Here is a 12,172-nt window from a genome sequence, read left to right on the forward strand (position 1 = left end):
CCGACGCCCGCTACTTCTTCGGCCGCCCGACGGCGCCCGCGCCGGTCGGCGCCTTCGCCTCGACCTCGCCGTGCTCAATCTTGTCGTGCTTGATCTCGTCGTGCTTGCCGTGCGAGTGCGCGGCCGCCAGCTCGGCGGGCGTGACCGGTGAGACGCGGTCCTCGTAGAAGAACCGGGACAGCCGCTGCCAACGACGGTCGGACCGGTAACCCTTGCGCCGCACGCCGCGTGCGTCCGTGAGCGGTGCGATCTCCAGCGGTGCGGGCGACTGGTAGTTGACGCGCAGCCAGCGCTCCTCCGCCTCGAGCGGGGTGTGCACCTCGACGTACTCGCCGTTGGCGAACCGCACTATGCGGCCCGACTCGTGCCCGTGCAGCACCAGCTCGCGATCCTTGCGCTGCAACCCGAGGCACACGCGTTTGGTCACCCAGAACGCGAACGCCGGGCCCACGAAGAGCAGCACGCGCAGTGCCCACGTGATCGCGAAGATATCGAGCGAGAAGTGCGTGGCGATGAGGTCGTTCGTCGCGGCCAGGGCACAGACCATGAACGCGACGAACAGCGCGACGCCCACACCTGTGCGCACCGGCCGGTTGCGCGGCCGGTCCAGCACATGGTGCTCGCGGTGGTCCCCGGTGACGCGGGCCTCGAGGAACGGCCAGGCGAACAGCAGCGTGAACAGGATGCCCGGCACGATCAGAGCCGGGATCAGCAGGTTCATGCTCAGCGTGTAGCCGCCGATCACCCACTCCCAGCCCGGACCCGGCATGAGCCGCAGGGCGCCGTCGACGAACAGGATGTACCAGTCCGGCTGCGTACCCGCCGAGACGGGCGACGGGTCGTAGGGGCCGTAGTTCCACACGTTGTTGATCGCCATCGTGGCGCCCATCAGGGTCAGCACACCGGCGATGATGAAGAAGTTGCCGGTCATCTTGGCGACGTAGACCGGCGCCGCCGGGTAGCCCACCACGTTCCTGTCCGTGCGGCCGGCACCGGGGTACTGGGTGTGCTTCTGCAGCACCATGAGGAACAGGTGCAAGCCGATCAGCGCGATCAGCAGACCCGGGATCACGAAGATATGGAGCGTGAACAGCCGCGGGACGATGTCGTCGCCCGGGAACTCGGCGCCGAAGACCAGGAACGACATGAAGGAGCCGATCACCGGGATCGACTTCACGACGCCGTCGATGATGCGCAGGCCGTTGCCGGACAGGACGTCGTCAGGCAGCGAGTAGCCGGTGAAACCGGCCGCCAGCGCCAGGATCAACATGATCAGGCCGACGATCCAGTTGATCTCGCGCGGCTTGCGGAACGCGCCGGTGAAGAAGATCCGGAACATGTGCAGCACGATCGAGCCCACGAAGATCAGGGCCGACCAGTGGTGGATCTGCCGCATGAGCAGACCGCCCCGCACCTCGAACGACATCTCCACGGTCGAGTGGAACGCCGCGGACATGAGCTGGCCGTGCATGTTCGCCGGGTGCTCACCCTCGTAGCGCACCAGGGCCATCGACGGCTCGAAGAACATCGTGAGGAAGAAGCCCGAGGCGATCAGCACGATGAACGAGAACAGGGCGATCTCGCCCAGCATGAAGGACCAGTGGTCCGGGAAGACCTTGCGCGCGAGCTCTTTCACCAGCACACCGATGGTGGTGCGCTGGTCCAGATAGTCGGCGGTCTTGCCGATCGCGGTGGTCGGACGTTGCGGCTCTGCCACGTCATCACCCCTGAGGTAGGAGATACGCGCCTATCGGTCCCTGCCTCACCAGTAGACACCGATCCGGGCGCAGCTTGCCACCTTGACGACGAAATAGCCGGGCGATCCGTGACACGACAGATCCGGCGCACCCACGGGGGTCTCCCCCCGGGGCGCGCCGGATCTGGTCGGGCGATCAGACGGTCGGACCGTCAGGCCGACGCGACGATGAGACCAGCGGTCTGCGTCTTGGCCCGGGCCAGGCGCTCGGAGACGTTGCTCCAGGACACCAGGTTCCACCAGGCCTTGATGTAGTCCGGGCGCACGTTCAGGTAGTCGATGTAGTAGGCGTGCTCCCAGCAGTCCAGCATGAGGACCGGGGTGAGCGCGAAGGGAATGTTGCCCTGCTGGTCGAACAGCTGGACGACGACCAGCTTCTGGCCGACGGAGTCCCAGGCCAGCACTGCCCAGCCGGAGCCCTGCACACCGGCAGCGACGGCGGTGAAGTGCGCCTTGAACTTCTCGAAGGAGCCGAAGTGCTCGTCGATCGCGCTCGCGATGTCGCCGGTCGGCTCGCCGCCGGCCTCGGGCGCCATGTTCGTCCAGAAGATCGAGTGGTTGATGTGACCACCGAGGTTGAACGCGAGGTCCTTCTCGATCTTGTTGACGTTTGCCAGGTTGCCCGTCTCGCGGGCCTCCTCGAGCTGCTCCAGGGCAGTGTTGGCGCCCTTGACGTACGTCGCGTGGTGCTTGGAGTGGTGCAGCTCCATGATCTTGCCCGAGATGTGCGGCTCGAGCGCGGCGTAGTCGTAGGTGAGGTCAGGGAGCGTGTAAACAGCCATTGCTGAGGTACCTCCAGGATCGGTCCGCACACCGGACGGTGCGCAGGGGAAGACGCCGTCCTGGTCGTGCGCCTGTGTGGTGCCCGCCGGGACGGCAATGGCCTGTGTCCCCGGCCGCATTCGCGGACCGGGAGACACAGGCCATCGCTTGGTGTCGCAGGTCGCTCAGTGCTCCCGCGAGGTGGTTCCTGCGCCGGCCTCGACGGCCTGGCGCTCGGATCCGTCGAGCTGGTCGTGCTCGCCGTGCGAGTGCGCGGCCTCGACCTCCGCCGGGCTGACAGGTGCGACGCGGTCCTCGTAGAAGAACCGGGACAGACCCTGCCAGCGCTTGTCGGAGCCGTAGCCCTTGCGCTTCACACCGCGCGCGTCGGTCTTCGGGGCGATCTCCAGCGGAGCCGGCGCCTCGTAGTTGACCCGCAGCCAGCGCTCCTGCTCGTCGAGCGGGGTGTGGACCTCGATGTACTCACCGTTCGCGAAGCGGACGATGCGGCCCGACTCGTGACCGTGCAGCACGAGCTCGCGGTCCTTGCGCTGCAGCCCCAGGCAGATGCGCTTCGTGACGAAGTAGGCGAACACCGGCCCCACGAAGAACAGGATGCGGAACACCCAGGTGATCGCGTTGATCGACAGCGCGAAGTGCGTGGCGATGAGGTCGTTCGACCCGGCCAGGGCCAGGATGATGAACGCCGCGAGGAACGCGACCCCGAGCCCGGTCCGCACCGGCTTGTTGCGCGGGCGGTCGAGCACGTGGTGCTCCTTGTCGTCACCGGTGGCGCGGGCCTCGAGGAACGGGTAGACGATCAGGAACGTGAACAGGATGCCCGGGATGACCACCGCGGGGACCAGGACGTTGAGCGGGAGCGTGTATCCGAAGATCACCCACTCCGTGCCCTGGCCGGGCATCAGTCGCAGCGAGCCCTCCAGGAACAGCATGTACCAGTCCGGCTGCGCGCCGGCGGACACCGGCGACGGGTCGAACGGACCGTAGTTCCAGACGTTGTTGATCGACATCGTGGCGCCCATGAGCACCAGCACGCCGGCGACGATGAAGAAGTTGCCCGTCATCTTCGCGACGTACACCGGCGCCGCCGGGTAACCCACCACGTTCTTGTCCGTGCGGCCGCCACCCGGGTACTGGGTGTGCTTCTGCAGCACCATCAGGAACAGGTGCAGTGCGATGAGGGCCAGCAGGATGCCGGGGACCACGAAGATGTGGAGCGTGAACAGGCGGGGCACGATGTGGTGGCCCGGGAACTCGCCGCCGAAGACGAAGTACGACAGGGGCGAGCCGATCAGCGGGATCGACTTGATCACGCCGTCGGTGATGCGCAGGCCGTTGCCGGACAGGACGTCGTCGGGCAGCGAGTAGCCGGTGAAGCCGGCCGCCAGGCCCAGGATCATCAGGACGATGCCGACGATCCAGTTGATCTCACGCGGCTTGCGGAACGCGCCGGTGAAGAACACGCGCATCATGTGCACCACGATCGAGGCCATGAAGATCAGGGCCGACCAGTGGTGGATCTGCCGCATGAGCAGACCGCCGCGCACCTCGAACGACATGTCGAGCGTCGAGGCGAACGCGACGGACATGAGCTGCCCGTGCATGTTGGCCGGGTGCTCGCCCTCGTAGGTCTCGAGCGCCATCGACGGCTCGAAGAACATCGTGAGGAAGAAGCCCGAGGCGATCAGGACGACGAACGAGAACAGGGCGATCTCGCCCAGCATGAAGGACCAGTGGTCCGGGAAGACCTTGCGCGCGAACTCCTTGACCATCACACCGATCGTGGTGCGCTGGTCGAGGTAGTCGGCCGCCTTGCCGACCGGCGTCGTCGGCTTGGCCGGTGCCTCGCGCTTGGTGTCGTGGGTCGCGGTGCTCACTTCAGACGCTCCCAGAAGCTCGGGCCGATGGGCTCGGCGAAGTCGTCCTGCGCGATGAGGTAGCCCTCGTCGTCGACGGTGATGGGCAGCTGCGGCAGCCGGCGGTTGGCCGGGCCGAAGACGACCTTGGCGCTGTCCGCGATGTCGAACGTCGACTGGTGGCACGGGCACAGGAGGTGGTGGGTCTGCTGCTCGTAGAGCGCCACCGGGCAGCCCACGTGCGTGCAGATCTTCGAGTAGGCGACGATGCCCTCGTGGGACCAGGTCGCGCCCTCGGGCGACTGGTCGGTCCGGAGGTCCTCCGGGTTGAGGCGCACCATCAGGACGACGGCCTTGGACTTCTCCGTGATCCACTCGTGCGTCTCGCGGAACTCCTCGGTGGTCTCCGGGACGACGTGGAACACGGAGCCCACGGTGACGTCGGAGGCCTTGATGGGACGACCCGACGGGTCGATCGCGAGGCGCATGCCCTGCTTCCACATCGTGTGCTTGAACTTCGAGATGTTCCAGTCGCCACCCACGGAGCCGATCAGCGGCACCGCAAGGGCAAGCGGGAAGAGCGCCAGTGCCCCGAAGAACGCGCCCTTGAGCACACCGCGGCGTCCGACGACGCCCGAGTCCTGGAGACCGTCGTTGAGGTCCTTGATCGCGTCCGCGCGGGTCTCCTCGGACGACGCGAGCGGGTGCCGCTCCTGGACCATCTCGCGGTCGCCCATGAGCGCCTTGGCCCAGTGGATGCCCGCGACGCCGATGCCGAGCAGCGACACCGCGAGGCCGAGGCCGATCAGCAGCGTCGACAGCCGGACGCCCGCCGTCGTGCCGTCCGGCGGGACCATCACGTAGGCGACGATCGAGCCGATGGTGCCGAGGATCGACAGCACGAACAGGAAGGTGACCGTCCGCTCCGCACGCTTCGCGGCGCTCGGGTCGGTGTCGGTGAGGCGGTGCTTGTGCTCCGGGACGCCCGGGTCGGCGAACCGGTCGGCGGGCCCGACCGCGGTGCCCGTCTCAGGGGCGACCGTCACGTCCTTGGACGTGTCGGCTGGGGGGTTCTGGTTGTCGCTCACGAGGACTTGGCTCCGATCCACACTGCGGCGCCGATGAGCAGACCCATACCGATCGCGAAGGCCCAGAGGCCTTCGGACACGGGCCCGAGGGCGCCGAGCGCGTTACCGCCCGCGGATCCCTCGCGCTGCTCGACGAGGAACGTGACGATGTCGCGCTTCTCCTCCGGCGTGATGTTCGCGTCGTTGAACACCGGCATCGACTGCGGGCCGGTGAGCATGGCCTGGTAGATGTTCCGCTCCGACGTCTCCCACAGCGCGGGGGCGAACTTGCCCTCCGAGAGTGCGCCGCCGGCGCCTACGGCGTTGTGGCACATGGCGCAGTTGGTGCGGAAGAGGGCCATGCCGTTGGAGGCGTCACCCTTTGCGGCGTCCACCTGCTCGTCCGTGGGAATCGCAGGACCGGCCCCCAGCGAAGCGACGTACCCGGCAAGGGCCGCGGTCTGCTCCTCGTCGAACTGCGGCGGCTTTGCCTCCGCCTGCGGGCCGTTCATCTGCATCGGCATGCGGCCGGTCGACACCTGGAAGTCGACGGAGGCCGCGCCGACGCCGACCAGGGAGGGCACGCCTTCGCTGCCCTCCGCGCTCGGGCCGTGGCACGTCGCGCAGTTGGCCTGGAACAGCTTCTTACCGGTCTCGATGTCCGCGGTGCTGACGGTCTCGGCGTTAGCCGTGCTCGGAGCCAGGGCGGCATAGATGCCACCCGTGGTCAGCAGCGCCAGCAGCAGGAGCACGACCGGAGCCAACCGGTGGTGCCTGCGGGCGGCGAGTGCCTTCACGAAAATGTCCTCGTCTCGCTTTGAGTGTTGAGCTTCTCTGTCTTGAACCTATGCCACCGCACGTGGCCTCGTCGCACTGGCGCCAGGGGCGCAGGCGCTACGAGGTCACCGCAGCAGGTAGATCACCGCGAACAGCGCGATCCACACCACGTCGACGAAGTGCCAGTAGTAGGACGTGACGATCGTGGTGGTGGCCTCGTGGTGACCGAAGCGCTTGGCGGCGAAGGAGCGGCCGAGCACGAAGAGGAAGGCGATCAGGCCGCCGGTCACGTGCAGGCCGTGGAAGCCGGTGGTCATGTAGAAGACCGACCCGTAGGCGCTGGACGAGATCGTCAGGCCCTGGTGCACCAGCTCGGTGTACTCGAAGATCTGACCGCCGATGAAGAAGGCGCCCATCACGTAGGTCATCGTGAGCCACTCGTGCATGCCCCACGTCCAGAACTGGTACAGCTTGCCGGAGCGCGAGGGCTTGAACTGCTCAGCCTTGAAGACCGCCCACTGGCAGGTGAAGGAGGACAGCACCAGGACGATCGTGTTGATCGTCGAGAAGGTGATGTTCAGCTTGTCCGCCTGCAGCGCCCACTCCTCGGCCGGCATGGTCTGCCGGACCGTGAAGTACATCGCGAAGAGCGCTGCGAAGAACATGAGCTCGCTCGCGAGCCAGACGATCGTTCCGACCGAGACCGGGTTCGGACGATTGACTGTCACGTGCTGGTGTGTGGGGGTGGCTGCAGCCGTTGCGGTCGACACGACAGCCATTATGGCCGACGTTCGACCGTCTCGAACGCCGAAGCACCTGCGACGCTCGCGTCGAATCTCACAAAGTCCTTCCAACGCGCTACCTGCGGCGTCTCTTGCTGACGCGATTCCACAGAGTGCCATGAAAAGAGCACGGACAAATCTGCCGCGGGAGCGGGGACTGTGCCACGATCGACGCATGACCGGCATGACGACGGATGTGACCAGCGCAGGTACGAGCGGTACCGAGTCAGGTATCGAGTCCGGCATCGAGCCCGGCGGAGCGACGTCCAGCCCGCGGGTCCTCCTGTACAGCGACGACCGCACCGTGCGTGAGCAGGTCCGGCTCGCCGTCGGACCGCGCCTGCACGCGGGCTCGCCCGATATCGAGTGGGTGGAGATCGCAACCCCCGCCGCGGTGGTGGACAAGGCTGACAACGAGACGTGGGACCTGCTCGTCCTCGACGGCGAGGCCGACCAGACCGGCGGCATGGGGCTGTGCCGCCAGCTCAAGAACGAGATCTACGAGTGCCCTCCGGTGCTCGTCCTCACGGGCCGGCCCGCGGACACCTGGCTGGCTTCGTGGTCCCTGGCCGACGGCGTGGTGTCCCGCCCGCTCGACGCCATCACGGTCCAGGAGGCAGTGGCGAAGCTCCTTGCCGTCCCCGGGGCGGGTACCGCGTGAACCTCGATGCACCCACCTGGTCCGGCCTGCTGTCCGAGCTCATCACCGGCACCGACCTGAGCCAGGCCGAAGCCGCGTGGGCGATGGACCAGGTGATGACCGGCGAGGTCTCCCCCGTCCAGCTCGGCGGCTTCCTCGTGGCGCTGCGCGCCAAGGGCGAGACCGTCGAGGAGCTCGCCGGCCTGACCGAGTCCATGGTCCGGCACGCGACCCGGATCGACGTGTCCGGCCCTTCGGTCGACATCGTCGGCACGGGTGGCGACCGCGCGCACACCGTGAACATCTCCACGATGGCGTCGGTGGTCATCGCGGGCACCGGCCTCCGCGTGGTGAAGCACGGCAACCGGGCGGCCTCGTCGTCGTCGGGCAGCGCGGACGTGCTCGAGGAGCTCGGCATCCGGCTGGACCACACCCCCGAGCGTGTGGCGCAGATCGCGCGCGAGGCAGGCATCACCTTCTGCTTCGCGATGGTGTTCCACCCGTCGATGCGCCACGCGGGAGTCACCCGCAGGGAGCTCGGCGTGCCGACGGCCTTCAACTTCCTGGGCCCGCTCACCAACCCGGCCCAGCCGCGTGCTGCCGCCGTCGGCTGTGCCGACGCACGGATGGCCCCGCTGATGGCCGGCGTGTTCGCGGAGCGTGGCAAGTCCGCGCTGGTGTTCCGCGGCGACGAAGGCCTGGACGAGCTCGCGGCCACCGCCGGCTCCACCGTGTGGGAGGTGGCAGGCGGCGCGGTCACGGAGCACCGGCTCGACCCCGCCGCCGACCTGGGGCTCACCCGCATCAAGGTCGAGGATCTGCGCGGCCAGGACGCCGCCTACAACGCGGCGGTCGCTCGCGCTGTCTTCGCCGGAGAGGACGGGCCGGTTCGCGAGACCGTGCTGCTCAACGCGGCGTCCGGCCTCGTCGCGGACGGCACCCTGCCGGGCACCGGGGCTGACTCAGGGACGCTCCTCGAGCGTCTCGCGGCCGGGATCGGCCTCGCGGCCCAGGCCGTGGACTCCGGAGCGGCGCAGGCCACGCTGGAGCGCTGGATAGCCGCCAGTCGCTGACAGCCGCACGTGCAGAGATAGAACCGAACTGGCGAGATAGAACTGGGGCCGTAGCGCTGATCAGCGCTACGGCCCCAGTTCTATCTCGCCAGTTCCATCTCGGCGAAGGCTCAGTGCGAGTGGATACCTCGGGAGTACTCGAAGACCCAGCCCACGAGCGCGATGATCGACAGGCAGAAGCCGATGTAGAGCACCCACCAGCCCACGGCCAGGCCGAGGAAGCAGATCGCGGCGGAACCGGCGATCGCCAGCGGCCACCAGCTCCAGGGCGCGTAGACGCCCTGGTCACCCGCGCCGTCCTCGATGTTGCCGTTCGGGTCGTCCTCGGGGCGAGCGTCGATGCGCCGGGCCGTCAGGGCCAGGTACGCGCCGATCATCGCCACGAGGCCGCCGACAAGCGGCATACCGAGGTAGCCGACGGGCTCGGTCCAGTCCGTCATGAAGCCGTAGACGATGCCGGCTCCGACGAACAAGGGCGTACCCCAGAGGAACAGCCTGCTCTCGATCTTCACTTGCTGGTCCCCTCGTCCGGCTGCTCGTCAACGATCGTGGTGCTGCTCTGGCCCGACTCGCCGCCGTCGCCGGCCGCGCGCTGCCTGGCCTGGGCGTCCTGACCGCGCCGGTCGGCCTCGCCGTAGACGTTGTCGAGCACGCCTCGGTTGTAGTCCGGGTGCTCCATGGCGACGACCTCAGGGTGGTGCAGGTCGAACGCCGGCGACTCCGAGCGGATGCGCGGGAGCGAGGCGAAGTTGTGCCGCGGCGGCGGGCAGGACGTGGCCCACTCCAGGGAGCGGCCGTAGCCCCACGGGTCGTCGACCGTGACCTTGGGCGCCTTGCGCCAGGTGACGTACACGTTCCAGAGGAACGGGAGGGTCGACGCCGCGAGGATGAACGCGCCGATCGTGGACACCTGGTTCTCCCAGGTGAAGCCCTCCTCGGGCATGTAGTCCGCGTACCGGCGCGGCATGCCCTCGACACCCAGCCAGTGCTGGATGAGGAACGTGGTGTGGAAGCCGACGAACAGCAGCCAGAAGTGCCACTTGCCCAGGCGCTCCGACAGCATGCGGCCGGTCATCTTCGGCCACCAGAAGTAGAAGCCGGCGAACATCGCGAACACCACGGTGCCGAACACCACGTAGTGGAAGTGCGCCACCACGAAGTACGAGTCGGACAGCGAGAAGTCCAGGGCAGGGCTCGACAGGATGATGCCCGTCAGGCCACCGAAGAGGAAGGTCACGAGGAAGCCGATGGACCAGAGCATCGGCGTCTCGAAGGTGAGCTTCCCTCGCCACATCGTGCCTATCCAGTTGAAGAACTTCACACCGGTCGGCACCGCGATGAGCATCGTCATGAAGGCGAAGAACGGCAGCATGACGGCGCCGGTCACGTACATGTGGTGGGCCCACACCGTCACCGACAGCGCGGCGATGGCGATGGTCGCGTACACGAGGCCGTTGTAGCCGAAGATCGGCTTGCGGCTGAACACCGGCAGGATCTCGGACACGATGCCGAAGAACGGCAGCGCGATGATGTACACCTCGGGGTGCCCGAAGAACCAGAACAGGTGTTGCCAGAGGATGGCGCCACCGTTCTCCGGGTTGAAGATCTGCGCGCCGAGGCGACGGTCCGCGCCGAGCGCGAACAGGGCGGCCGCCAGGGGCGGGAAGGCCATCAGCACGAGGAGGCTGGTGATCAGCGTGTTCCACGTGAAGATCGGCATCCGGAACATGGTCATGCCCGGCGCGCGCATCGTGATGATCGTGGTGATGAAGTTGACCGCACCGAGGATCGTGCCGAAACCGGCCAGCGCGAGGCCGAAGACCCAGAGGTCACCACCTAGCCCTGGACTGTAGGTCGTGGTCGACAACGGCGCGTAGGCGAACCAGCCGAACGACGCGGCACCCTGCGGGGTCAGGAACCCGGCCACCGTGATGAGGCCGCCGAACAGGTACAGCCAGTAGGCGAACATGTTCAGGCGGGGGAACGCGACGTCGGGCGCACCGATCTGGAGCGGCATGATCACGTTCGCGAAGCCCGCGAAGAGCGGGGTGGCGAACAGCAGCAGCATGACGGTGCCGTGCATCGTGAACAGCTGGTTGTACTGCTCCTTGCTCTGCACAAGCTGGATACCCGGCTCGAAGAGCTCCGCACGGATCAGCAGGGCCATCAGGCCGCCGATGCAGAAGAACAGGAACGACGAGATCAGGTAGAGGTACCCGATCGTCTTGTGGTCAGTGGAGGTGATCCACTTGATGACGGTCCGGCCGAGCGTCTGTCGTCCGGGCGCCAGGCCCGGGATCAGCTCGGTCGTGGTTGCTGCGGCCATCAGTGCTCAGCCTCCGGTTCCTCGGTGTTGACGGGACCCTGCGTACGGGCGAGGTCCATGCCCAGTGCGCCGGTCTGGCCCTTGGCCGCGAGCTCCGCCATGTGTGCGTCGTACTCCTCCGCCGAGACGACCTTCACGTTGAAGAGCATGCCGGAGTGGAACTCGCCGCAGAGCTCGGCGCACTTTCCGGCGTAGGTGCCCTCACGCGTCGGCGTGACCTGGAACGTGTTGGTCCGCTGCGGGATCATGTCCTGCTTGTACAGGAACGCGGGGATCCAGAACGAGTGGATGACGTCGCGCGAGTCGAGCGTGAACTCCACCGTCTCGTTGACCGGCAGGTAGAGCGTCGGGAACGACGTCGAGGTGCCGACGGCGCCGTCGAGCTCGTCCTCCGCGGTGACGCCGCCGGGGTCCGCCTCGTGCTCGCCGTAGTCGTAGACATCGGCGTCGAGGTAGTTGAAGTCCCAGCTCCACTGCTTGCCGATGACCTGGATGTGCTCGGTCGCGGTGCCGTCGACCCGCTGGATCTCCGACACGTCACGGTCGGTGTACCAGAACAGCACGAGCACCATGATCAGCGGCACGGCCGTGTACATGAGCTCGAGCGGCAGGTGGTAGCGCGTCTGTATCGGGAGCTGGTGGTCTTCCTTGCGCTTCCGGTACGCCGCGATGCACCACAGGATCAGGCCCCACGTCACGATGCCCACGAGCAGGGCAGCGATCCACGAGCCCACCCAAAGATCGGTGATGCGCGCAGTCTGGTTAGTCACCTCCCCGTCGCTGTAGCCGGGCAGGTATCCGCGCTGGACGGATTCGCTTGCGCAGCCGGTAGCCACAACTGCGACAGCGACGGCTAGAGCCGACGTACGCAGGATGGCCCGACGGGTGCGGGTAGGTGCCTTCGAGTGCAAGGGAGGCCTTTCACGTCTCGTCCGGCGCGTCGCACCGGTTTCCTCCCGAGCTCCACGCAGAACCTTCGTCCTCGATGGGATGCAGCCTAGCGCGCTCCGGGGCCTGATGATGCCCGGAGGAGGGCCCGGGCGACGTGACGCACTCCGCACCCGAGGCGCCCATCCGGGCTGTTCAGGACACGCGCGCAGGTCGTGTCAGAA

Annotated in this window: 11 protein-coding genes; 2 read left to right on the forward strand and 9 right to left on the reverse strand. The window is 67.3% G+C overall.

The annotated features are described in order from the left end of the window. Positions 1 to 10 precede the first annotated feature (10 nt). The 6 genes from qcrB (ACQEVI_RS02750) to ctaE form a co-directional block, all read right to left on the reverse strand. A complete protein-coding gene (gene qcrB, locus ACQEVI_RS02750; protein ID WP_432894397.1) occupies positions 11 to 1,717 on the reverse strand; it encodes a cytochrome bc1 complex cytochrome b subunit in 1,707 nt (568 codons plus the stop codon). Positions 1,718 to 1,908: 191 nt separating this feature from the next. Further along, positions 1,909 to 2,538: a superoxide dismutase gene (locus ACQEVI_RS02755; protein WP_357507418.1), complete on the reverse strand. Its 630-nt coding sequence runs from the start codon at positions 2,536 to 2,538 to the stop codon at positions 1,909 to 1,911. 165 nt (positions 2,539 to 2,703) lie between these two features. Further along, positions 2,704 to 4,416 carry a cytochrome bc1 complex cytochrome b subunit gene (qcrB, locus tag ACQEVI_RS02760; protein WP_432894400.1) on the reverse strand — a complete coding sequence of 571 codons (1,713 nt, stop codon included), beginning with the start codon at positions 4,414 to 4,416 and terminating at the stop codon, positions 2,704 to 2,706. Continuing rightward, positions 4,413 to 5,483: a cytochrome bc1 complex Rieske iron-sulfur subunit gene (qcrA, locus tag ACQEVI_RS02765; RefSeq protein ID WP_432894401.1), complete on the reverse strand. Its 1,071-nt coding sequence runs from the start codon at positions 5,481 to 5,483 to the stop codon at positions 4,413 to 4,415. The genes qcrB (ACQEVI_RS02760) and qcrA overlap by 4 nt, the downstream gene beginning before the upstream one ends. Further along, positions 5,480 to 6,259 (reverse strand): cytochrome bc1 complex diheme cytochrome c subunit, encoded by a 780-nt coding sequence (gene qcrC, locus ACQEVI_RS02770; RefSeq protein WP_432894403.1) that lies wholly within the window; start codon positions 6,257 to 6,259, stop codon positions 5,480 to 5,482. The genes qcrA and qcrC overlap by 4 nt, the downstream gene beginning before the upstream one ends. A 105-nt stretch (positions 6,260 to 6,364) precedes the next feature. Then, positions 6,365 to 7,018, reverse strand: coding sequence for an aa3-type cytochrome oxidase subunit III (gene ctaE, locus ACQEVI_RS02775; RefSeq protein WP_432894405.1), 654 nt, complete (start codon positions 7,016 to 7,018; stop codon positions 6,365 to 6,367). A 178-nt stretch (positions 7,019 to 7,196) separates the two neighbouring features. On the opposite strand from ctaE, the gene ACQEVI_RS02780 reads away from it, so the two are divergent. Together ACQEVI_RS02780 and trpD are read left to right on the forward strand one after the other, a co-directional pair. Then, positions 7,197 to 7,682, forward strand: coding sequence for a hypothetical protein (locus tag ACQEVI_RS02780; RefSeq protein ID WP_432894407.1), 486 nt, complete (start codon positions 7,197 to 7,199; stop codon positions 7,680 to 7,682). Beyond that, positions 7,679 to 8,734, forward strand: a complete 1,056-nt coding sequence (gene trpD, locus ACQEVI_RS02785; RefSeq protein ID WP_432894409.1) for an anthranilate phosphoribosyltransferase — start codon at positions 7,679 to 7,681, stop codon at positions 8,732 to 8,734. Before ACQEVI_RS02780 ends, trpD begins: the two co-directional genes overlap by 4 nt. Positions 8,735 to 8,844: 110 nt before the next feature. Here trpD and ACQEVI_RS02790 read toward each other — a convergent pair whose 3' ends face one another. Genes ACQEVI_RS02790 through ctaC form a run of 3 tightly spaced genes read right to left on the reverse strand, consistent with a single transcriptional unit; the run spans position 8,845 to position 11,971 of the window. After that, positions 8,845 to 9,246, reverse strand: a complete 402-nt coding sequence (locus ACQEVI_RS02790; RefSeq protein ID WP_432894411.1) for a cytochrome c oxidase subunit 4 — start codon at positions 9,244 to 9,246, stop codon at positions 8,845 to 8,847. Further along, a complete protein-coding gene (gene ctaD, locus ACQEVI_RS02795) occupies positions 9,243 to 11,060 on the reverse strand; it encodes an aa3-type cytochrome oxidase subunit I (RefSeq protein WP_432894413.1) in 1,818 nt (605 codons plus the stop codon). The genes ACQEVI_RS02790 and ctaD overlap by 4 nt, the downstream gene beginning before the upstream one ends. Next, positions 11,060 to 11,971 carry an aa3-type cytochrome oxidase subunit II gene (gene ctaC / locus ACQEVI_RS02800; protein ID WP_432894415.1) on the reverse strand — a complete coding sequence of 304 codons (912 nt, stop codon included), beginning with the start codon at positions 11,969 to 11,971 and terminating at the stop codon, positions 11,060 to 11,062. Before ctaC ends, ctaD begins: the two co-directional genes overlap by 1 nt. Positions 11,972 to 12,172 lie beyond the last annotated feature (201 nt).

Origin of the sequence: Promicromonospora sp. CA-289599 (assembly GCF_050936155.1) — a bacterium.
In the GTDB taxonomy this organism is placed as follows: domain Bacteria; phylum Actinomycetota; class Actinomycetes; order Actinomycetales; family Cellulomonadaceae; genus Promicromonospora.